At 42.0% G+C, this 24,708-nt stretch carries 14 protein-coding genes; 5 read left to right on the forward strand and 9 right to left on the reverse strand.

Annotation, left to right across the window (positions count from 1 at the left end; all coding sequences use genetic code 11):
• Positions 1–7 precede the first annotated feature (7 nt).
• The 6 genes from BLU98_RS15065 to BLU98_RS15095 form a co-directional block, all read right to left on the reverse strand.
• Positions 8–1,195 (reverse strand): glycoside hydrolase family 88 protein, encoded by a 1,188-nt coding sequence (locus BLU98_RS15065; protein ID WP_092726288.1) that lies wholly within the window; start codon positions 1,193–1,195, stop codon positions 8–10.
• Positions 1,196–1,268: 73 nt separating this feature from the next.
• Positions 1,269–2,567 carry an alginate lyase family protein gene (locus BLU98_RS15070; protein ID WP_092726290.1) on the reverse strand — a complete coding sequence of 433 codons (1,299 nt, stop codon included), beginning with the start codon at positions 2,565–2,567 and terminating at the stop codon, positions 1,269–1,271.
• Positions 2,568–2,623: 56 nt separating this feature from the next.
• Complete coding sequence (locus BLU98_RS15075) at positions 2,624–3,847, reverse strand: DUF5013 domain-containing protein (RefSeq protein ID WP_139173971.1); 1,224 nt, start codon at positions 3,845–3,847, stop codon at positions 2,624–2,626.
• Positions 3,848–3,895: 48 nt separating this feature from the next.
• A complete protein-coding gene (locus BLU98_RS15080; RefSeq protein ID WP_092726298.1) occupies positions 3,896–5,683 on the reverse strand; it encodes a RagB/SusD family nutrient uptake outer membrane protein in 1,788 nt (595 codons plus the stop codon).
• Between the two features lie 21 nt (positions 5,684–5,704).
• A complete protein-coding gene (locus BLU98_RS15085) occupies positions 5,705–8,887 on the reverse strand; it encodes a SusC/RagA family TonB-linked outer membrane protein (protein WP_092726300.1) in 3,183 nt (1,060 codons plus the stop codon).
• Positions 8,888–9,421: 534 nt separating this feature from the next.
• Positions 9,422–13,621 (reverse strand): hybrid sensor histidine kinase/response regulator transcription factor, encoded by a 4,200-nt coding sequence (locus tag BLU98_RS15095; RefSeq protein ID WP_257575027.1) that lies wholly within the window; start codon positions 13,619–13,621, stop codon positions 9,422–9,424.
• Between the two features lie 399 nt (positions 13,622–14,020).
• Between BLU98_RS15095 and BLU98_RS15100 the strand changes: the two genes are divergently transcribed.
• The 3 genes from BLU98_RS15100 (at position 14,021) to BLU98_RS15110 (ending at position 18,410) form a co-directional block, all read left to right on the forward strand.
• Positions 14,021–16,213 carry a carbohydrate binding family 9 domain-containing protein gene (locus BLU98_RS15100; protein ID WP_257575028.1) on the forward strand — a complete coding sequence of 731 codons (2,193 nt, stop codon included), beginning with the start codon at positions 14,021–14,023 and terminating at the stop codon, positions 16,211–16,213.
• Between the two features lie 24 nt (positions 16,214–16,237).
• A complete protein-coding gene (locus BLU98_RS15105) occupies positions 16,238–16,993 on the forward strand; it encodes a sulfite exporter TauE/SafE family protein (RefSeq protein ID WP_092726308.1) in 756 nt (251 codons plus the stop codon).
• A gap of 85 nt (positions 16,994–17,078) precedes the next feature.
• Positions 17,079–18,410 carry a Gfo/Idh/MocA family protein gene (locus tag BLU98_RS15110; protein ID WP_092726310.1) on the forward strand — a complete coding sequence of 444 codons (1,332 nt, stop codon included), beginning with the start codon at positions 17,079–17,081 and terminating at the stop codon, positions 18,408–18,410.
• A 152-nt stretch (positions 18,411–18,562) separates the two neighbouring features.
• Here BLU98_RS15110 and BLU98_RS15115 read toward each other — a convergent pair whose 3' ends face one another.
• Entirely contained in the window at positions 18,563–21,010 is a 2,448-nt protein-coding gene (locus tag BLU98_RS15115) for an outer membrane beta-barrel family protein (RefSeq protein ID WP_092726314.1), read from the reverse strand.
• Between the two features lie 218 nt (positions 21,011–21,228).
• Here BLU98_RS15115 and BLU98_RS15120 point away from each other — a divergent pair, with 218 nt between their 5' ends.
• Together BLU98_RS15120 and BLU98_RS15125 are read left to right on the forward strand one after the other, a co-directional pair.
• Positions 21,229–22,362 carry a sensor histidine kinase gene (locus tag BLU98_RS15120; RefSeq protein WP_092726316.1) on the forward strand — a complete coding sequence of 378 codons (1,134 nt, stop codon included), beginning with the start codon at positions 21,229–21,231 and terminating at the stop codon, positions 22,360–22,362.
• A 19-nt stretch (positions 22,363–22,381) separates the two neighbouring features.
• On the forward strand, positions 22,382–23,119 hold the full coding sequence (locus BLU98_RS15125; protein WP_092726318.1) for a LytR/AlgR family response regulator transcription factor: 738 nt from the start codon (positions 22,382–22,384) through the stop codon (positions 23,117–23,119).
• A gap of 10 nt (positions 23,120–23,129) precedes the next feature.
• On the opposite strand, the gene BLU98_RS15130 is transcribed toward BLU98_RS15125, so the two are convergent.
• Both BLU98_RS15130 and BLU98_RS15135 read right to left on the reverse strand, forming a co-directional pair.
• Entirely contained in the window at positions 23,130–24,020 is an 891-nt protein-coding gene (locus BLU98_RS15130; RefSeq protein ID WP_257575029.1) for a flavin reductase family protein, read from the reverse strand.
• Between the two features lies 1 nt (position 24,021).
• Positions 24,022–24,681, reverse strand: coding sequence for a phosphatidylserine decarboxylase family protein (locus BLU98_RS15135; RefSeq protein WP_092726320.1), 660 nt, complete (start codon positions 24,679–24,681; stop codon positions 24,022–24,024).
• Between the last annotated feature and the right edge of the window lie 27 nt (positions 24,682–24,708).

The following is a 24,708-nucleotide window of genomic DNA, read 5'->3' on the forward strand; positions in this document are numbered from 1 at the left end:
ATCTCATTTACTGTTTTGAAGAAATGTTTTTTAACCTCAGTATTGCTTCAATATAATAATAATCTGCATAAATAATGGAGGCGTCTACTTCACTGCCATTAGGCTTATGCCCTGTACTGTGCAACAAGAAAGCATCATTAACATTGCGGCTCTGGTATCTTTCGGAAGACAATTCCATTAACATACCCACTGCTTTGTCATAATACTTTTCTGCTTTTCCCTTATCTGTCAATAACGTAGAAAGTTCCAGTAACGCAGAAGCAACAACTGCTGCCGCTGAAGCATCACGCGTTACATTTGGAATGGCAGGATCATCAAAATCCCAATAAGGAATTAAATCTTTCGGCAGCCGTTCTAAATAAATATCCGTTACCTTTTGTGCAAAATCAAGAAAACGCAGGTCTTTGGTTTCTCTGTAAACCATTGTGTAGCCATAAATGGCCCATGCCTGTCCACGCGCCCATAAGCTGTTATCGTTGTATCCCTGGTGTGTGATAGCTTTTATTTTTTTACCGGTGGCAGTATCATACACGACTACATGAAAAGACGAATAATCTGGCCTGAATTGGTTATGCATTGTTACAAGAGCATGGTTTACTGCAATATCATATAGCTTTTGGGAGCCTCCATTTTTAGACGCCCAGAACAATAATTCCAGATTAATCATATTGTCCATAATGGTGTTATGGCGCAATGGCCAGTCTGTACCCGGCACATTACGCGGCCAGGATAAAATTGTGCCCACTTTTGGATTGTACAGTCCTGCCAGTGAATCGGCAGCTCTTAACAGCACCCGTTTATATGAACTATTCTTTGTTAACAGGTAGCCATTACCCACGCTGCAATACAGTTGAAATCCCAAATCATGATCAATTGCAGAGGAATCCACCAATGGGAATAGGCCCTTGGAATATTTATCTGCTGCATCTTTCCATTTTTCATCTTTTGAATACGCATACGCATACCACAAGATACCCGGCCAAAATCCACTGGTCCAGTCGCGATAATTTACATAACGCCACTCTTTGCTTCCGGAGGCAATACTACGGGGATAATTTACCGTATCTTCCAGTTTCGTTAACGTTTTAGAAGCCTGCCGGAGACAATACTGCAACCCGGTATCTGCATTCAATGAAGAAGATTTGCAGCCGCACCATAGCAGGGCTCCCAAAAAACCAGTTATAAACAATTTCATATGCTTTTACTCCAAGCGATTAAATAATACGGAATCATGCAAGGTTATAGATCATGGATATCGTGGTGGAACTTTAGCGGGAATATAGGAGTGTCCCAAACCCAAGCTGGTCAAAACCTCCGCTGTTAGACCCATAGTCACCACCACCGCCTTCGGGTTGTGTTCTTTGAACCCCCATTGCAGTATAGGTCAGGTTTGAAGCAGTGACGTTCTTTATTTTGGCATAATGATTATAAATCATTGCCCACATAGGACGTAATGTGCCTCTGCTGGCACTCCCTATAGCAGGTAATTGTTCTGTAGTATTATCACACCTGGAATACCAGCTATAGGATGTATATGGTACATCTAAGAAAGCAATATTGTATTTTGCAGTGTATTCACTGGCTTTTAATACCATATTGTTATTAAATCCCCATAGATCATCCCCCTGGCCCCATGCCAACTGGCATATAGTTGTTAACAGCGCTAATGATAGTGTAGCGTGCCCCTGGTCTCTGCCGCTTTCCTGCATTTGAGCCATTTTCGGTGTTATTGAATCATATATAAAAGGTATGGTTCTAAAAATATAGCCATTGCCAAGACCGCTTTTCTGAATGTAATTAATTGCATAATTGTACATTGACCTGTTATCGGTCAGAATGCCAATTCCCATGAGCGATGCCAAATTACACAGGTCCCAGTTCGACCAGGTATGTTGAGGATTACAACCGAAATGGCCGGATAAAAAGCCATAGTTGATCGGATAGAAGACGTTCAGCATCCATTGTTGATATTTCGCAAAATCGGCTGCTGCCCATCCTGTATAATCGCGCAACTGTTCACCGGCTACCGCAAACTCATATCCGTAAATGCCTGCGCCAAGTGCCACATTCGGATCGCCACTCACTCCTGTGCATGTTCTGGACCAGGCATTTAAAATATTTACCGCAGTCTGGGCATAAGTGGCATCTCCTGTTATTTTCCAACGAATACCCAATTGATATGCGGCAGCCACATCGTTCATGGCATGAGAATAGTTATCAGGCAAAGGCTGTTCAACACTGTTGCCGCCACGTATCAATAATGTGGTTGGACTTGCCGTGTAGGTTGTTTGTGCATGTGAATTTGTGCAAAGTTTAGCCCAGCCGCTTTTCCAGGGTTCCGTGGCAGTGTCGGATTTGATTCTTGCGATATCGTCACCATTGATTAGTCCCCCTGCATGTTTTAAAGCAACTGAAGGAGCCAACGTATCAATATACTTTATTTTAACAGTTGCAGTACTATCCGTTACGGAGCTTCCGTTCTTTCCGGCACTTTTGCTACAGGATACCATAAATAAAAAGCAAGTGAGCACTGTTCCAGAAATAAAGCTGTTTTTTAAATATTTCATTTTCAATACTTCAATAGTAAAATATTAAAAATAACCTCACATAAAAGTGAGATTACTTAATTATTCTTTACCAATTTTATCCAGTCAATCCTTATATAGCTACCCGGATTAGCCGTTCCATTTCCCCATTTTATATTGGCTAAAAATCCTATTGAAACAATCTGCGATGATGATACTGTAAAATTGAATGATTTAATTTCTGTAAGATTAGGTGATGTGCTTCCAACATTTGCAGGACTTGCCAAAGCTACCGATCCTAAAGCGGTAGCAATATTGGCCAAAACAGGAATACCATTATTACCCGATGCTGCCACAAAATAAACAGACGAATTTGATTGAACTTCGGTGTAATAACGAACAGATAATGAATAATTTCCCGGAGTCAACGCCATTGAAGTAGGTTGATAAACAATCCCATCTGTAATCGGTGTATTATTCCAGGTCTCCCAACAAATATTTCCTTTAATTCCACCTGGTCCTACATCTGTAGAATATCCTCCTACGCCGCTTTTATTCTTTGCTGCAGCATTGGTAACCCATGGTGCAGCCAGTGTTCCCCATCTGTTCGAAACTAATGCATCTGAATTATTAATGAAACCTCCATTTTTTGCTGTATCACCGGTATTACTTAAAAAGTAAGGGGTAACATTACCTGGCGCATTGGGGTTGATGATTGCAGGGCTTCCAGCAATAGCGAGTCCGCCTATTGTGAGCGTAATGTTGCCGGAAGAAAATACGGCAGGGGCAATAACTTTAATAAGTGTATCCGTAAAAAAAGGAACGTTGGTAGCGGCAATTCCACTAAATTGAATTGAAATTTTTGATGGATCTGCTCCAAAGCGAGCCCCTCTTATATAAACGGTATCGCCCGGAAAGGCAATATTTGAGGGAGACCTTAGTGTAAAATTCGAACTAATAGCAGGCGCGGGGTTAACGGTAAAAGTACCTATCGAATCAATTTTCGTTGTCCATACCCTTAAACTCACTTTGCCTGATACGGCATTGGCAGGCACTTGCACAATGATTTGGCTATTGGTGCAGCTTACCATATTGGTAGCCGGAATTCCGCCAAACCAAACTTGTACGGCCCCCTTAAGTGTATCAAAATTCGACCCGGTAATAGTAACATTTGTTGTGGGATAGCCCGTATTGGGACTCATGCCTGAAGATACAGCCGCAGGATATGTAAACGTCCGGTAGGCCGGCTCTTTTTCGCAGCTAACTATAATAATGGCCATTATTAGTAAAAGGCTCATTAAATAGATGAATTTATTTCGCATAAAATTTTCTGATTTAAAATTGAATAATGAACAACCGTATAATGCCAATTAATATCCCGGGTTCTGAAGCAGTTTGCTATTCAACGTAATCTGGCTCAAGGGAACCGGATACAAATAATGTTTTTTGGCAACAGAATGATTTGCTTTACTGTCTATTACCACGCAATTCAAAATGCCTTTGGGTGTTTGAACTGCTTCTTCGCCGAATACATAAGTAGACGGATGATAGTTGGCTGCTATCACGCTATCTGTGCCGTTAGAAGAGGCCGTTTTAAAGTTGGTGGTATAACTGGCACCGCCTACCACCATTCCAAGGCGTGACGGATTCAGCGCGGATTCCAGGATACCCCAGCGTTTCAAGTCATCAAAACGGCGGCCTTCGCGGTAGAACTCTACTGCTCTTTCCCGGCGGATCTCGGTAAGCATATCCAATCCATTTGCCGTAACCAGGGCATTGCTCAGGTGAGCCACACCGCCTCTGTCTCTCAGCTTATTAATAGAAGCATCCAACTGCGCATCAGTAATCACGCCATTCAATTCATACAGGGCTTCGGCATACATCAGGTATACTTCTGCCAAACGGATGATAGGGTAATTGGCTGATTCGGTATTGTCTGTTCTGCGGGCTCCATAACCGTATACAGCATATTTGCTATTGCCATACCCGCTGGAACCCAGGCTGCCGAAATCCAATGTACCACCAGTTGGAGGTGTACCATTTCCATACAAATAATTGATCAAACGGTAATCCCTGTTTTTAAATTCATCGCCTATTTTGTGGTATCCCTGAAACAGAGGAGATTTTTCGGGAGGCAGGCCGTCAGAACACACCGCCATATCCACAAATTTGCGGCTGGGGTACAGTTGCCATGATGTCCAGGTAATATTTTTCCCTCCTTTTTTCAGCGTATAATCATATACATTATATAAAATAAATTCGGTGTTGCTCGATTTATCAAACCCTCCGGGATTGCTTGCTGCGTCTTCCAGGTTGAACAGGTACCAGGAGCTGGCATTGGCCATACTGGTTACTGTATTCTTATTCCATATTGCATAACCACCATTGTTCATTACATCCTGGCATAAGGCTACAACACCAGCCAGGTATCTATTTACATTGCCTACATCATATCCGGCGGTGCCTCCGCCTGTTGCTTTACCATCTCCGTCGGTAGATTGGGCCACATATTTTTCCCAGGTAGCTTCATACAATTCTACCTGTGCTTTAACTGCTTCTGCTGCCCATTTGCTTACCCTGCCCTTATCAGCAGCGGCAATATTTTGTTCAGCAGGTAAATTAGGAATGGCCTGAGTCAGATCTGACAAGATCTGCTTTACCACTTCGTACCGGCTATTGCGGGGTGCAAATAATTCAGGCGAATTTGTAGTGAGTACTGTAGTGTCAATCGGTACACCGCCAAAGGTTTTCAGCAGGCTGAAATAAGCAAAAGCCCGAAAGAAATAAGCTTCACCTATATATTGGTTGATATTACCGCCGCCGGTATACGACCTGGCTTTTGATAACAAAGTATTGCAAGAACGTATACCAGCATAATCCCAGGAACCGCTGGTACTGGTAGCAATCGTACCATGGCCTATGTCATAACCAGCGCCGTTGGCATTGGCCGACAGATCAGAACTATTATCCATGGCACCAAAATCCCAACCAGGCAACTGGCCATACAAACCGGTTGCATAAGTTTTAAAATCGTTTGGCTGTTTAAAATATACCGCATCGGTAAAATTTGCGGTGGGTTTTAGATCTATAAAGTTTTTCTGGCAGGCAGTAAGGCTGATCATCAACGCAGCCATAATGTATATTAACAGTCGTTTCATCTTATAAATATTTTAGCATGATTAGAGTCCTATGTTTACACCGAAAGACCAGGTCCGGGCAAACGGATAACCTGAATTTTGTGAAGTCTCACCCATTTCAGGGTCAAACCCATCTTTGATATGCGTCAGTTCCCACAAGTCGTTTCCGGAGAAATACACCCTTACTCTTTCCAGTCTCGCTTTTTTAAGCAAAGACGGCGGCAGGCTATACCCTACGATCAGTGTTTTTAAACGGATGTACCGATTATTCTGCAGCATAAAATCATTGTTGGCATAATCCCATCTTGCACGGTTGGGGTTGACCGTTAAACGCGGGAAAATTGCATTAGGGTTATCGGTGGTCCATGTTTTACCTAGGAATGCAGGGTTTTGATTGGTCCAAATCGCATTGAACGGGTAAGACATCCAGCCGTTGCGCATAATCAATTGCTTTAATTGTCCCTGGAAAAATGCGCTGATATCAAACCCTTTCCACGATGCACCCAGGTTGATTCCAAAAGTATAATGCGGTGTGCCATCGCCTGCATACACCAGCGCACTGGTACCATTGCCTGAACCGGTAATTGTTCCGCCAGGACCAGCTACTTTTTTAGTATCGCCGGGGCGTAATGCAACGGCTGTATTGTTTTGTGGCAAGCCTGACAGATCGGGGCTATTGCCATATTTGGCATAGTAGGCATCTACATCTGCCTGGTCTTTAAAATAGCCATTGGTTTTATATACAAACCAAGACTGATAAGGATATCCGTTCACAATACCCATTTTCCCGGGAGAATAGGAGTCCGCACCCTGAACACCAGTCACTTTTGTTGTTGCATTGCTCAGCGTTATTGCAATATTGTAAGCAAAATTTTTCACATGATCATCCCATTTAAGAATAGTTTCCCAGCCCTTGGTGTTGAACTTGCCGCTATTGGTTTTTGGAGCAGCGCCTCCCAGGACAGAAGGATAATTTACATTAACCAACATGCCGACATTATCCTTACTGAAATATTCAAAAGTGGCAGACAGCCTGTTTTTCAGAAATACGAGATCAAGTGCAATGTTTTTCATTACTACCCGCTCCCATGTCCTGTCATAACTGATGATACCATTATTAAGTAATGAAGAAGAATTTTGCAAAGCAGCAGGCAAGCCTAAAACCGTAGTGCCTATGTTCACCAGCGACAGATAGTCAAATTCACCGAGTCCGGCTGCCTGGTTTCCGGAGGAGCCATAGCTTGCCCTTAATTTTCCGAAATTAAGGACGGAGCTGAGACTGCGTAGAAAATCTTCCCTGGTAAATACCCAGCCCAGAGAAGCGCCACCATAGTTCTGGAATTTATGTCCTGTAGCAAAACGCGAACTTCCGTCGATCCTACCTTGCAATTCCAATAAATATTTTTCTGCATAGTTGTAATTGAACCTGCCCAGATAAGCATAGTTGCCATATTGCGAACTAAACCCATTGTTGGTTTGTACAGCAGTAGATGCCAGGCCAATGCTCTGAACACCCAGGTCGGTGAACCCAACACGGCTGGCATCGATCCAGTTGTAATTGGTTTTTTGGGCTTCCATGCCTGCAAATGCCGAGATGTTATGCAATTGTTTGAAAGTTGTGTTGTAACGCAGCAATGCTGAATAATATTGAAGCGTGCTGGTCCATGACTTGGCATAATAACTTGTTTTGGTAGTGTCTATACCACCGGCCCAACCGGTTTGTTTAGTGCCATACCAGTTATATATAGGAATGGCCAAAACATATTTTTCTTGCGTAAAACGCTCGTTCTGTACAGAAGCCTTCGCTTCAAGAGACAATCCTTTTACGATCTGGTAAGTAGCTTTTAGGTCTACCCGGCCCGTCAGTGAATTTTGATTGTCCCTTCCTCCATCTGATGTTAAAGCTGCAGGATTCCTGTTGGCACCGCCATCCACTCCATTAAAAATGGGGAACCACTGTCCGAAAGGATTCTTAGCAGGGAAGAAAGGCATATCATTTGCATACAAAGTGGCATCCAACCCTACAGAAGGTGTGGCAGTTTTAGCATTTACCACACTGACACCGGTTTCCAGTTTTAAGCGGTCCGACAGTTTAATATCATAATTAAAACGAAGATTATACTGCTTTTGCCCGTCGTAAGCCGTGGCAAGATTTCCTTTATTGTCTGCCATCAGGAAAGACAAGCGGTAAGCTGATTTATCATTACCGCCAGAGATACTCAAGTTATTTTGATAAGAATAACGGGTGGCGAACAACTCATTGATACGATTGGTATTGAAAATAAAATAATCAACAGTGGGCCAGGTAGCAAAATGATAAGCGCCTTCTACCCCCTGCTGCATTTTCAGCATATTGTCTTTCGTGCCCCAAACCCACCAGTTGGGCGTTACCTCTTCTTTGTTGGCATTAAGCCAGATGGTTGCATACTGCTGCATACTTGGCGAGTAACCAGTAATACCATTGGTGGTAAAGCGCATATTGCTTCCAAAATCATAGTGAGTTTTGCCTTTACCGCGTTTGGTAGTTACCAGAATAACACCGTTGGAAGCAGCACTACCATAAATAGATGCAGAGGCATCTTTTAATACGGAAATACTCTCGATATCATCGGGGTTCATATTTAAAAACGAATAGCTGTTGAGTACCGGTGTTCCGTCTACAACGATCAAAGGCGCACTGCCATTCACTGAACTCAGGCCCCTGATCACAAAGTTGAGCCCTTCATTTCCTGGCCTTGGTGAGGTACGGGTTACCACCAATCCCGGCGTTTCTCCCTGTAACGCCAGGCCAATATTAGATACCGCCCTGTCTTGAAACGCCTTTGCTGTAACGGTTTCTACCGAACCAGTTAGGGTGGCCTTTTTCTGGCTGCCATAGCCTACTACTACTACCTGCTCGAGATCCTGTGAAACAGGTGTCAGCTGGAGGTTAGACAAATCAGCACCCGCAGTTGTTTCCAGTTCCTTGTACCCAATCGCTGTTACCCGGATGACAGCAATGGTAGCGGATTTTAAAGTAAACCGACCCGATTCATCTGATATCGTTCTCGTTGTGCTTCCTTTGACGGACACAGTTGCACCCGCCACAGGCTTTTTAGAAACAGCGTCGGTTATGGTTCCTGAAATCCTCGACTGCGCATGAATAATTGTACTAAATACACTTAAAATAAAAAGCAAAAAAATTCGCTTCCTGCGCTTCAGTTTGGCTGCAATCGTTTTAAACATGATGTACTATTTAATTTTTAATATGGAAGGCTTTTTTTCAAACGGCTCTTTGTACCCCTTATTCTGCAAACCCAGGGGCAGGCGCACCAGATTCTCTGCAATGGCTTTTACCAGTTGCACTACTACTGTGATAAATGAGGAAAACAACATTGCCAGAAGCCCGGGTATCGGGGCTATGATAGATGATACGGTAATTGTTTGTATTGAATCCCTTTTTCTCATTTTTAAGCAATCGTTCCAGCGCTTGAACCCAAGTTCATTTCTAAAAAAATGAAACTGGTCTTACCGGTTTAGCAATTTTCGTGAGGTACAATATTAAGCTGCCGGTTAGGGGACAATCGGTGGGTATTTGTCAAAAAAAAGGGGGTAAACTGACATCTTTTGAAAATTATTTAGGGGGTAAATTTTCAATTACATTTAGTCAAATTCTTATAACTAATTGATTATTAATAAATTATGGAAATGATCGCTTACAACTCGATATAAAAGCAAATAATGATGGGCAGCCGTTGTTTTGCAAGCTTTCCTGCGCCGTTACACCTCTCCCTTTCCCAAAATATCTTTATTAACCGTAAACTTATTGGCAAAAGGCTTTCGGTATTTTTTAATAAACTCGGATGGGTTCATTCCAAATTGCCTGCTAAACTGTTCGCGGAAATAACGAGCATCGAAAATCCCTACAATGGCTGCCACTTCATTTACGTTATTGTTGCTATCAATAAATAAACGGGCGGCTTTCCTCAAACGGATAAAACGGATAAAACTATTAAGCGATTGGCCGGAAACTGCTTTTACTCTTTTGGTGATAGCCGAATAACTCATGCCCATTGCTGCAGCAAGTTTTTTACTGCTGAACATTTCATCGTCTAAATGGTCTTCTACTATCTGAATGCATTTTTCAAGAAATTCACGGTACTTTTCAGGGACTTTTGCATCCTGCTTACTAAGGGTGATCTCATTGTAAAAATACTTTTGAAGATTGGTTTTGTTTTTAAGCAAGCTGTTTACCCTGGCTAGAAGAAACTCTTTGTCAAAAGGTTTTATAATATAATCATCAGCACCGTATTGTACTCCCTGCAACTTTAATGTGGAGGTCCCTGTAAGCAATATAACAGGTATATGATTTAATGAAGGATCTTCTTTGATGGCTTTACACAAATCAAGGCCGTTTCGCCCCTCCATCATAATATCGCTAATAATGATATCGGGTAAAATTTTTTCGGCTTTGAGAATACCTTCTTCAGCATTAGCAGCTTCATAAACCTGGTACGAATCTGACAAAACCAAGTTGAGGTATTCCCTGATCGAAGCGTCATCATCTACAAATAATACAGATTGCTTATCCCCTGCCACCAGATTGCCCGTATCTTCAATTACGCTTGACAGTAAATTACCAGTATGCTCTTTTTCTCCTGTGTTGTCTGCTATTTCTTCTAAAACCGATTGGCCGGGTACTACGCTATACGACAATTGTTCCTTTGTGAAATGGTTGCTGCCCTTCAAAAGCCGAACATTGAACCTGGCGCCGCCATTCGCAACACCATCATAGAAAACAGAGCCGTGATGCGCTTCGGCAAATTGCCGGGCAAGATATAGCCCAATACCAAAACCGGGCTTTACCTCCTTACTATTGCTTTTGTCCTGGTAAAACTTTTCAAACACCTTATCTTCCATACCCGGTGAAACGCCCTGACCGCTATCGGATATTTGTACGATTACTTCGTTGGCTTCATTTATAATATGTAAATCAACCGTTCCGCGCGATGGAGTGTATTTCAGGGCATTTGATAACAGATTGTAAAAAATAATTTCCAGTTTATCCCTGTCGGCATACAGTTCAATATCGCTTTCCTCGCAATAAAAATTATAGTGAACGTTTTTTGCTTCTGCCTGATGGATGAAACACAGATAGACCTCTTTGCAAAGAGCAACCAGGTTTAGCTTTACCGGATAAACAATGTCAAGTCCGCTCTCCTCCCGTCGAAATAAAAGCAATTGGTTCGTGAGGCTTAGCATACGCCTTGCATTTCTATAAACGATCTCAATCTCCCTGTCTTCTTTTTCGGGTAGAAGGTTCCGTTTTTCCAGGATATCTTTAATAGGGTTAATGATCAATGTTAATGGCGTTCGGAACTCGTGAGAAATGCTGGTAAAGAAAGAAGCTCTTCGTTCATTAACCTCCCGCTCTTTATCGGCTATCGCTTTTTCAGTTTCTCTTTCGGCAAGTTCAAGAGCTCTTTGCGTACGTTCTGTTTCCAGCTCGGCTGCATGTTTTTCGTGTTCAGCTTTTTCTTTTTGCAGGTTTATTTTTTGCAGATTTATCTCATATTGCAATTTAGCCTGCCTGGCACGATAACCGATGTATATGTATACAAGCGAAGCAAGCAGGGATATATAAAAAAGCCAGGCCCACCAGCTCCGGTACCAAGGTGGGAAAACCTGAACCGAAACAGAAATTTCATTTTTCCAAACCCCGTTACCATCCGTGCTTTTTACCTTGAAAACATAACGACCTTCATTTAAGTGCGTGTATGTGGCAGTACGTATGTTCTTGGAGTAGGTCCATCCTTTATCCCAGCCCTCCATCATATACGCGTAAGCGATTTTATCGGGAACAGCATACTCAAGTGCGGCAAAAGTGAATGAAAAAGAAGCATTATTATAAGGAACCTCAATCGCTTCAACATTGCTGCCATTTGCTTTACTAATAAAAGACTGGTTCATTTCAATGGGCTTCCCATCTATTATCATCCCAGTAAAACAAAGCGGCGAATTGCTGGCAACCACCCCAATGCTATCCGGGAAAAATATATTATATCCTTTTATTCCTCCAAAAACAAACGCCCCTGATTGTAGCTTGGTTGCCGCATTAAAATGAAATTGGTCGCTTTCCAGCCCATCGCTTCTGTAATAATTCTTAAACCGATGTTTTTTAATATCAAACTTTGATAACCCATTAAAAGTCCCCAACCATAAATTTCCCTTAACATCCGACAAAGTGGAAAAAATACTATTATTGCTAAGACCTTCAGACGTAGTGTACCGGGCTTCGATCCTGTTCCGTTTTCTGTCAAATAAAACCAACCCGCCGCCTTCTGTGCCTAACCACAAATGCCCCATACCATCATCCGTAATAGTTCTGATGAATTGCCCTATATAGAAAAATTGATTTCTGTGATTTACCCTGTCGATCTTTACAAGATTCGTAAGGCCACCCCCCCATAGATTTCCATCACTATCTTCTTTTATTGAAAACAGATCCGATAGACTGTCATCAAAAAGTTCGAAAACATCTTTTTGTCTATTATAACGATATAGCGCGCCTAAATAGTTTCCGGTACGCAATGCTGATGCCCATAAAGTTTTATCACCATCTTCATAGAATGTATTGAACACTTTATTTTCAACCCCGGTCTTCTCATTTACAGTCTTGTACCTTTTAAATTTATGTGTCTGTGGGTTAAATCGACAAACACCATCTGTATAAGTAGCTACCCATACATTTTTTAGATAATCTAAAGAAATACCATTTACATTGTTACTGGATATTGATGACAAATCCTTGGGGTCGTATTTATAATGTGTAAACTTATTTGTGTTTCTATCCAGTATATCTAATCCATTATTTTCTGTTGCAATGAGCAGGTTTCCATTATTCATTTCACAAACTGAAGTAATAAAATTGCCCGACAGACTGTTCGGGTTTCCAGGCTCATGACTGACTGTCACAAATTTTTGTTTATCGCGGTTAATGATATTAATGCCACCCCTCCTGGTACCGATCCATAAGCGGGATACCTTATCCCTCAGAAGCGCATAAATACCACTTCCTGATAAATCACTTCTTCCGAATCCGCTATGTATATAGCTTATTTGCTTTGTAATTTTATTATAAATATTGAGGCCGCCATCTATCGTTCCGATGTAAATATTTTGTCCACCGTCAGAGCATAAAGTAATATTAAGACTGGGATTAAGCTTTAAGTCTTCAATGGTAGACACCTGTTTTACCTGGTTTGTATTTAATACATAACAATAAATACCCGTAGTAGATGCCATCCATACCGTATCGCCATCAGGCAACATACTGCTTACATATTTTACATCGCCGTTTAATAATTGTAATTTATGTTGAACGTAATTCAAATCGCACAACCCCTTCCCTTGTACAAAAACAAGCGTCCGTCCATTCTTATCAAAACAAATAGATTGTACGCCATACTGGTATTCATTTTCATTATTGGCGTCCGCAAAAGGAATTTGAACGGCTGTAAGTGAAGCATCATTACAAACCATTAAGCCTTGTAATTCAGAAGCTATCAGGATATTATTCTTAGCATCACAGGTAACAGTCTTAATGACTTCCCGGTCTAATCTTATGCTCCTTTTATTTTTGGCATTTGTGTAATAAACCGTGCTAAAATTGTCGTACAGCCTGTTTAAACGGCAAACCCCAAGACGGGTGCCCAGCCAAATATTCCCTCGCCTGTCTTCCGTAATTCCATAAATAACATTGCTAAGCAGGGAAGAGGTGTCCTGAAACCGGTTGTGATACACTTTAAAAGAATATCCGTCGTACCGGTTGAGCCCATCAAGCGTTCCAAACCACATAAACCCGTTTTTATCCTGATATATAGACCTGATGGTTTCGTTGGACAATCCTTGTTCCATCCCTATTTTTGCGACCTGCGACTGGGCCATTGTTGTATGGCCGATCACCAGAAAAAGAAACACATTATATATTTTCTTAAACATCATTTAAACCACTATAATATAAATCAACCTTGTATGTTATTAAAGCAATTTGAACTGTTCGTGAGTTGTTAGTGAGCACAAAATAGTATGTTATTTTATATAAAAGCCGCACCAAAATGGACTACCTACAAAAGTCAGGCTCTTGATGAGGCTATTTTACACTCTCCCCATTAGCCGTTTTCACATTGCTGTCGGTAGCATCAACTATGCTACCGGATGCTGCCAACTAACATATTCCATAGTATTCGCTGCACTACTTCATGTTGCTAACTACTCTAGTTAATGACGTTCATTATTTAAAAAAAACCAGGATTTCGAAAAAGTGTTTTGTAACATTCTTTAACTTGTATGCCCTTATCTACCCTCAAATAAATAGTATTGAAGAATTTTATTGTTGCTACCCTGCTGTTATTTATTGTATTGTCATCTGTTGCGCAGAAGAAAAATGCCACTTACCGTTTAGATATCCGTGAAACAAATGCATCAATTAAGATCGATGGTGTGATGGATGAGGCCTGGTTGCAGGCAGAACCTGCCACACATTTTTCCATGGTATTACCCATGGATACCAGTTATGCACGGGTAACTACAGAAGTCCGCATGACTTACGACAGCCGCAATTTGTACATCATAGCCATTTGTAATAAAGCATTGCCAGGCCCGAATATGGTAGAATCGCTCCGGAGGGATTTTAGTTTTGTGAAGAATGACAACTTTATTTTTTTCATAGACCCTTTTGATGATCAAACCAACGGCTTCACTTTTGGCGCCAATGCTGCGGGAGCGCAATGGGATGGTTCTATGTATGAAGGGGGAAAAGTAGACCTGAACTGGGATAACAAATGGGTATCCGCCGTAAAGGATTATGACGACAAATGGATCTTTGAAGCCGCCATCCCTTTTACTTCGATGCGGTATAAAAAAGGAATAACAGAATGGGGCATTAATTTCAGCCGCAATGACCTGAAGACAACAGAAAAATCGAGCTGGACACCCATTCCACGACAATTCCCTACTGCTTCCTTAGCTTATACAGGCGTACTCGTATGGGACAAACCGCCGCCCGCACCGGGAATGAATGTATCTGTTATTCCTTATGTTTTAAGCAGCGCATCCAAAGATTATTCAGCACAAAGCAAGACGGAATATAAACAGGAAGTGGGAGTGGATGCAAAAATTGGTGTTACGTCTTCCCTCAACCTAGATCTCACCATTCATCCCGATTTTTCGCAGGTGGAGGTAGACAAGCAGGTAACCAATCTTAGCCGGTTTGAATTATTCTTCCCGGAAAAAAGGCAGTTTTTCCTGGAGAACAATGACCTGTTCGCCAATTTTGGCTATGCAAACATCCGTCCTTTTTTCTCCCGGCGGATTGGCCTGGGTATGCCCATCAATTTAGGTGCACGCCTGAGTGGTAAACTCAGCAAGGACTGGCGCCTTGGCCTGATGGACGTTCAAACAGCAGCAGTGGAGGAAAAAGGGCTGCCGGCGCAGAACTTTGCAGTAGTGTCGCTGCAACGGAAAGTGTTTAAAAGATCCAATATCGGGTTGATCTATGTTGATAAGACATCTATGAACTATCATCCTGGTAATGATTCCGGCAAAACAATCTATTCGCAATACAACAGGAATATTGGGTTGGAATATAACCTGGCTTCTTCCAGTAACCTGTGGACAGGCAAAGCCTTTGTTATGCGCTCGTTCAGTCCCGGCGCACAGGGTAACAGCATGGCACACGCAGCTCACCTGTTATACAACAGCCGAAAATGGAACATACTCTGGCAACATGAATATGTAGGCAATGGCTTCAATGCAGAAGTGGGTTATGTACCGAGGACGGGATATATTAAAGTCAGCCCCCAGGTAACCAGGTATTTCTTCCCGCGGAGCGGCCATATACTCAGTCATGGCCTGCAAGCCAATACTACCTATTATTTCAATGAACAGTTTCACCAGACAGACAATGAGAACATGCTGTCTTACCAGCTCACTTTCCGCAACCGTATTGTTTTAACAGGATCGGCTATACATGATTATGTTGAATTATTAAGACCATTTGATCCAACCAATACAGGAAAAGATTCACTTGCTAAAGGCACAAAACATACCTGGAACACCGCGGGACTTGACCTGGTATCCCAGCCCCAGCAATTATTTACGTATTCGATAGCCCTACGGTACGGTGGTTATTTTGCCGATGGGACACGGTTCACCATGAATACTGAAATAGGTTATCGCTTTCAGCCTTATATAAGTCTTGCGCTCAGCACCAGCTATGACGACCTTCATTTACCACAGCCATGGGGACATACCGCTTTTTTTCTCGCCGGACCAAAAGTGGATATTACCATGACGAATAAATTATTTTTTACCACGTATTTACAATACAACGAACAGCAAAAAAATATCAATTTTAACGCAAGGTTTCAATGGCGTTACCAACCTGCTTCGGATCTTTTTATTGTTTATACCGACAATTATTATCCGGCGCCTTTTTTTGTAAAGAACAGGGCGCTGGTATTGAAGCTGAATTATTGGTGGAACATGGTCAGGACAAAGAAAAGCGCTTAGTAGTAAACAAACACCCTATGTTCAATGATTAGTATACTTTCCTTTTATTCTTTTACCGAATGGTTCCTGATCTTTCTGGCTTCTTTTATCATAGGGCTCAGTAAAGCCGGCCTGAAAGGAGTAGATATGTTGAGCGTTACTTTAATGGCGTTTGTTTTTGGAAGCAAATCATCTACAGGAATTGTTTTACCACTTCTTTGTTTGGCAGATATTGCAGCGGTAAGGTATTATAATCGCCACGCACAGTGGAAACATTTTTGGAAATTGGTTCCCTGGATGATAATAGGAATATTGATAGGTGTATATATAGGAAAGGAAATGAATGAAATCCTTTTTCGTAAAATAATGGCAGCGATCATTTTGGTAACCATCGTGATCGTTGTGCTGATGGAATATCGTAAGTCAACACAGGTGCCGCAACATCCGATGTTTGCTGTAAGTACGGGCCTGGCCGCAGGGTTGACTACGATGTTGGGAAACCTGGCCGGTGCATTTGCCAATCTTTATTTCCTGGCCATGCGGATGCCAAAAAATGATTTTATTGGTACGGCAGCCTGGATCTTCCTGTTCATGAATCTTTTCAAATTGCCATTCCAGGTCTTTTTCTGGCATAATATCAATATACATAGCTTACAAACAGACCTGGTGCTCATTCCGGCGCTGGCCCTGGGTTTTTGGCTGGGTTTACGTATTGTTGACAGGATACAAGATGAGCAATACCGGAAACTGGTGATCCTTTTAACCCTGATTGGCTCTGTTTTAATGCTATTCAAAAGATAATCGTGATCCTGCTTTATAATTTCGGTATCTGTTTTATACCAAATTTGTATCTTTCAATCTCAAGCGCTTAATCAACCATGGCCATATGAAAAAAGAAGGAAAAAATAATGTTTCCCGCCGGGCATTTGTGGGTAACACTGCAAAAGCATTGGTAGGTTTTATGATCCTCCCGCGACACGTATTGGGTGGAAAAAGTCAAACAGGATTGCTTTATACTGCTCCAAGCGATATGATCAACCTGGGGTTGATCGGTGGAGGTAAGCAAGGCAAAATATTGTCTTCTTATTTTCTGAAGACAGAACAGGTTCGTTTTGTGGCATTGAGTGAAGTGTACAAAGCCAAAGCCGATCTCACGCTTAAGCAAATAAAAGATACCTATGTTAAGATGCCTCAACTGGGCAATTATGCCGATATAGCAGTGTACAATGATTTCAGGGAATTGCTGGCCCGTAAAGAGGTGGATGCGGTGGTGATTGCTACGCCCGATCACTGGCATGCAGCGATGGCAGTGCGCGCAGCTGAAGCCGGGAAAGATATTTATTGCGAGAAACCAATGGCGCTTACCGTAAAGGAAGGAAGGGCCATGGTCAACGCCGCCCGTAAATACAACCGTGTGTTTCAAACAGGAAGCATGCAGCGCTCCTGGTCTGAATTCAGGCAAACGGCAGAGCTCATCCGTAATGGATATATCGGGCAGATCAAATCGGTAAAAGTGAATGTGGGTCCTCCGCCAAAGCCTTACGATCTTCCTGCAGAACCAATACCGGATGGACTGGACTGGAGCAAATGGCTGGGACCGAATGCAACGCCCTCTGTTTTCAATGCAGAATTAGCGCCTCCTGTAACCAAAGACGTATATCCCAACTGGCGCAATTACCGCGAATTTGGTGGTGGTATGGTAACCGATTGGGGTGCACATATGTTTGATATTGTACAATGGGCGCTGGACATGGATCATAGTGGCCCGGTAGAAGTCATTGCACCCGATGACGGGGAGCATCCATTCCTTACTTATAAGTATGCAGGCGGCATCACCATGACACATGAAAAATGGGAATGGGACAATGCCATTCATTTTATCGGTACCGAAGGAGAGATCAAAGTACAGCGCGGTAAGCTGGAAACAAATCCTGCTTCGCTGAAAGACCACGTGATCGGTGATACGGAGAAGCACGTGTACCGTAGCACAGATCATTACAAGGATTTCCTGGATGCCATGCGCAAAAGAACCAAACCGATCTGTGATGTGGAGATCGGGCAACGCACTGCATCCGTATGTAATATCGGTAACATCGCCTATCGTCTTAACCGCAGGCTTGAATGGGATCCGATGAAGGAACAATTCAGGAATGATGCCGAGGCCAATGCATTACTGGGAAGGAAGATGAATAAAGAGTGGGGAATACATATTGGATAAACATTGATTGGCCATTATAAATCCAATACGATAGCAATATTTCGTTTCTACTGATCAATCTGATGCGGAGTAAACCTTCCTGATTTTTGGATTAATCGCTTATTATCAATGGATCGGATTTGATCACCATAAATTCGAACCAATATCACCCATTATTCTTTCCTTATTCTCTCTTGCTCATCACTCGAAACAGCACTCCTTTTTTCGGCTTTTTTCCCATTGCCAAATGACCGTGAATAACCGATCTTGAAGATAGTAAACTGGGATGGTTCAGTATAAACAACCACTCGATTCATTATGTCAAACGGCTCTCTTGTGATGGTCCCATAGTGGACCTCGTAACGTTCTCTTCGAAAAATATCATTCACAGAAAATTGAAAACTTCCTTTGTTGTCCTTCAACTCTTTTTTGAGGCCTATATTCAATATGTGAAATCCTTCAACTCTTTGTGTGCCGTTATACGACTGGTTGTTGTAATTGCCTGATAATTCTACAGAAAACAAACGTGGCAGTTTAAATGTATGTGTGTAATTAACAGAATAAGCAAAATATCCGTATTCAACGGGTTGTTTGGCGTAGGTTATTGCATATTTTCTGGAGCCTCCAATAAAATTCCAGTTCATCGTCCACCAGTTGTTGATGCTAACAGGCAGAGTAGCCTGAAACGTGATATTGTTTTGCCAGCTCATATTTTGTGGGGAAATGTACAGCATATTGTGTTCAGGACTCTCTGTTAACTGGTAACGTACAATTGTGTTGATATCCCTGCTGAATAGTATGGATAAAGCATACCTCTTGTAATAATAACCAAGCCTTACGTTGTGGGTTATTGTTGGCTGTAAAAAGGGGTTGCCAGTATAAACGGTCGTAGGGTCGCTATAACCAACATACGAAGCCATGTCATTATAAGAAGGCCTGGATATACGTTTGGTATAAGATAACTGTAATTCATTTTGTGCATTGATCTTTTTTGTAAGCAACACGTTAGGAAAGAGTGCACCCATGTTGCGTTGCTCAACCGAAGCTCCAGTATCTGCATTGTTCAATTGAGTAGTAACATATTCATATCTAATTCCGGTTGTAAGATGGGTAGAAGTATTGATATCTATGGTCATTGAGGCATAAGCGGCCCCGATCGTCTCCCGCATGATAATACTGCTGGTTGTTTGCCGGTTACTGGTCCAGGCGGTGTCAATCCAACTTTTAAAACCCGATGAGCTGGTGTTCGTTGTGTGTGCAATTTTTATTCCCGCTTCCAGTTTTGTTTTGCTGCCCCATTGTTTCATGTAATCCGTTTTACCAACTATTACATTGATATTTGTGTGCGCAGCACCTTTTTGGGCAGGGGCAGACAATGCCTCATGGTTACCAGCTTGCATATTATATTTGTTGACAAAGCTGCTCTGAACCATATAGTGGTCATTGTTTTCGAAGAATAAGTAATCAACATTGATATTCATACTCTCTCCCTGATGAAATCTTTTTTCCAAATAAGCGGAACTTACGATGTTGTTCCATTGGTTAGCGCCACTATTAACACCATCATATTTTAGTAAAGAATCTGGTAAAACATTGTATTGAAAATGCCCGAATGTGCTTCCGGACGATCTGTTGTTAGTGTATATCACACTGCCGCCAATGCTTGTTCTTTCGTTTAGTCTGGCATCCATACCAACTGTTACATTGTGGTTGCTGAATAACGCATCTGTTGTATCCAATCCCTGCGTATGCACTTTGCCACCCATAAATGGCATATCCTGCCAGCTATCTACATCCATACTACTATAAGTATGATTGCGTGAATAGGTGTAATCACCATACAAGTTCATATGTTTGGTATTGTGAGAAAGGTTGAACGAAGTAGCTATTTTCTCCCTGTAACCATAGCCTGCAGTAAGTGATTCCGAACCATTTGTTCCGATATTTTTATTTTTCTTCAGTACAATATTGATAAGGCCCGCACTCCCCTCTGCATCATACTTTGCAGTAGGTGAGGTAAGCAGTTCAATTGTTGCAATGTTATCCGCGCTCATGCCCGACAACAGGTTGAATAATTGCTCTTCCGAAAGATACATTAGCTTTCCATTCAGCATTATTTTAACACCCGGTTTCCCGTTCAATTCAATTGTATTGTTACGGCGATTTACCAGTACACCCGGTGAACGACCCAATACATCCAGAGCCGAACTCCCTTTAGTAAAAATACTGCTCCCTACATTTACGGTTAAGCCTTCCGTCTTCTGTTGATAGAGAGCCCTTTCAGATCGCACCGTCACTTCCTGCAACTCTTTTACATCTTTGGACATAACTTGTGTACCGAAATCCTTTTGTTGTTCTGTCAATTCGAATACAGGAGACTGGGTTTCATTATAACCAGTGGCTGAAAAACGCAGCCAATATTTTCCCGGAACTATATTATTCAATGAATAATTCCCGTCGTTATCCGACATACCAAACACAACCATACTGCTGTCGCCGCTGCGCAACAACATAACGCTGGCGAATGCAACGGGTATCCTGTCGGTATTCATCAGTCTCCCTTTAACCTGTGCAAAACTCTGCTGCAGTGTGCAAACAAATAAAACGAAAAGTAGCTTCATAAACCAAAAAAACAAAGCGTATCATAAGCAGGAAAAATTATATGCTGAGTTGAATTTTAAAATTGATGAAACGCTTATAAAGAGTTGAAAATGTCTTTTGCCAGTCTAAGTATAATTAAAATACCACTCGTCAACACTTTGGCTCCTTTCGTCACGATTTTAACGCATCTCGTATCTGGCAGGGGATTCTAACGAAGGATTTGAGTAATTTTAAAGTGATGCAACAGAAATATCATTGGCTGTTCAAGTATAAGCTTTATCACATTCCTTTTTGGTTTGCCTACCATATTATGTGGTGGACGCTGACCATTGGCAGCATCTCCGCCGTATTCGATAATATATTTCATTCTGCTTATGCCATAAAGTTTTTGTTTTACGTAGTGTTCCAGGCGATGGGCGTTTATTTTAACCTGTATTACCTGATGCCAAAATTCCTGGAAACGGGAAAATACGTGCAGTATATTTTACTGGTAGTATTCACCATCATTTGTGTCGCGGCTTTTATAGTGACGGGTTATTATGCAAGTGCACTGTTTTCCGGCCAAACCGTAAAAGACCTGTATGGTATTGAGCCAGGAAACTATATGTATTTCTTTCAACTCAACACTTTGCCATCCAGCACTGCAAGCATGACCCTTGCTATGAGCGTAAAGCTTACGAAGAACTGGATACAGTCGAAAAAAAGACAACAGTTACTGGAAAAAGAAAAACTGGAAACAGAATTAAAGTTCCTGAAATCACAGTTTAACCCTCATTTCCTTTTTAACAGCATCAACTCGATTTTTGTACTGATCCACAAAAACCCGGATATAGCTTCTGAATCGCTGGCCAAATTTTCCGACTTGCTTCGATACCAATTGTACGAATGCAATGAACCACATATAACATTAGGGCAGGAGATTATCTATATTGAAAATTTTATTGAGCTCGAAAGACTAAGACAAGAATGCAACCTCAGACTCGATCTTTCGATTGATAAAAGCAACCCCTTGAATCTTTGCATTGCTCCCTTTATTTTGATGCCATTTATTGAAAATGCTTTCAAGCATGTGTCAAAAAGAAAGGGGCAAACAAATTGGATCTGTATAGGCTTACACTTGGATGAAAATCAATTACTCTTCCATATATCAAACAGCGTCTCTTACCAGCATAAAGTATCAAAAGAGTTGTTGCATTATGGCGGCATCGGTTTGAAGAACGTGCAACGAAGATTGGACCTGTTGTATCCCCAAAAACATATATTAGAAATAAAGAGTTCGGACAGCTTGTTTGAAGTGTCTCTTCGCCTGGAATTATTTGAACAAAAGAGTGAGCCAAAAGCGCATACCGCTGTACCAAGTATGCTTGAATAAAAGATCTAATTTAACCCGTATGATTTTAAAATGTGTAGTCATAGACGATGAGCCGTTAGCGAGAGAGTGCATGGTCAACTATATAAGAGAAATCGATTTTTTGGAGCTTGCTGGAACCGGCTCTAATCCTGTTGGTCTTACACGCCTATTGGATGAGCAACCCATTGACCTTGTATTGCTCGATATACAAATGCCAGTAATGAACGGCATAGAATTTCTTAAAATGATGCAACACCCTCCCCTGGTAGTTATCACGACTGCCTATCCGAGTTATGCCCTGGAGGGTTTTCAGCTGGATGTAATGGATTACCTGGTGAAACCGATTACTTTTAACCGTTTCTTCAAGGCGGTAAGCAAAGCAAAGGATTATCGCCACCTGCAGGAAAGGTCGGTATTCAACCATCTTCCCATAACCAAAGCATCTGAACCGGAAGACTACTTTTTTATCAAGTGCGATTACAAATATGAGCGGATTTATTTTGATGATATTTTGTACGTGGAAGCCATGCAGAATTATGTAACCATCCATACTATCAAAGGAAAGTATATAACGTTATTGTACATGAAAAATGTTGAACAGAACCTCAGCAGAAACGCTTTTATCCGCATACACAAATCATATATCGTTTCTATCTCAAAGATTGAAGCCATTGAAAACAGCGAAATCATTATACAGTCACACCGCCTTCCTATCAGTCGCAGCTACAGGGATGAAGTAATAGATAAGGTTGTAAATAAAAAACTGTGGAAAAAGTGAATGGGTCTACTCAGGCCGTTTCTCCATATAATAATACCTGCCAGGCGGCAGCAATGTTTCCCTCATTCAACAAGGTACCTGCATAGCGATGTAGTTCCTTTTCCATCTCCTGTGGGTTAACAGCATAATATTGTACAATTTCTCTCAAGCGGTCATCTGCAAAAGCAGGGTCTATTTCAGGCAGTTCCCGCACATTCGCCAGCATGCCCAGGTGGTTGCCTGTTAAGAAACTACTGTTCCGTATTCCTTGCGGCAGGTTATCAATACCTATTCCCAATTCCGTATTGGGCTTGGGCACTTTGAACAGATTGGTTTCATCTACCCGGCAATACCAGTCGCCACCAAGCCTGGCCACAAGCTTCAGCTTTCGTTGGTCGATCTTTCCATCTTCACCCAATATGCTTTCATCCACGTGCATGCACAAGATTTCCGCTATCACTAATTGCCCGGCGCCTCCCTGGTCTCCCAGGCTTTTCACTTCCTGCACTTTACATTCCAGTTTTACTTTGGCCTCACGCACCATTGGCGGCTTTACCATAGTGGCCGGCATTTTCTGGAAACCCGCTTTGAGGAATTCATCCACTCCTTTCGGATACTCGCAACTGGCCAGGCTGGTTTGTTGTACCATATCGTGGTCAACAATATTGATCACACATTCGGGCACTTCCAGTATATGCTGTAAAGTGTGTTTGGTAGTATTATTCCGCGCCCTTCTCGAAGGAGAAAAAATAACAACTGCGGGATTGGTAGAAAAAAGATTGAAAAAACTAAAAGGGCTCAGGTTTACATTGCCCGAAGCATCTATCGTGCTTGCAAAACAAATAGGTCTCGGTGCGATGGCTGCCTGTAACCACCGTTGCCTTTCCATCAGCGGTAAAGACTCAATATTGATCGTTATCATATCAGTTCCAGCTAGCCAGTACGGTAACGCCGCCTTTCACCACCTGGTTCAGTTGCACTTCTACTTTGGCATCAAGGGGTAATAAAACATCTACGCGGCTGCCGAATTTGATGAAGCCGTATTCGTCGCCCTGTTTTACCTGCTGTCCCACACCGGTATAATTACAGATCCGCTTGGCCAGTGCACCGGCAATCTGTTTATACAGGATAGCACCGTGGTGATTATTCACCACTACACTCCATCGTTCATTCTCGGTAGACGATTTAGGATGCCAGGCCACGAGGTATTTCCCTTTATGGTATTGGTTATAGATCACTTCTCCGCTCATAGGATTGCGGTTCACATGCACATTGGCGGGGCTCATGAAAATGCTTACCTGTATGCGTTTGTCTTTAAAATATTCCTGGTCAGTTACTTCTTCAATAACCACTACTTTGCCATCGGCGGGACAAATCACCTGGTTTTCGTTGATGGTCAGTTGACGGTTAGGTATACGGAAAAAAGAAATGATGAAAAGAAAAAGCGCCAATGAAACCACAAAGATTAGTATGGCCAACCAGGGTATATGTGCGCTTAAAAAACTGAAAGAGACCAGGTTCAACAACCCGAAAATGAGCGCCGTAATGCCGATGGTCTTGTATCCTTCTCTATGAATGGTCATTGGGAACGTATTGAACGGCAAATGTAG

The sequence above is a fragment of the Hydrobacter penzbergensis genome (assembly GCF_900106985.1).
In the GTDB taxonomy this organism is placed as follows: Bacteria; Bacteroidota; Bacteroidia; order Chitinophagales; family Chitinophagaceae; genus Sediminibacterium; species Sediminibacterium magnilacihabitans.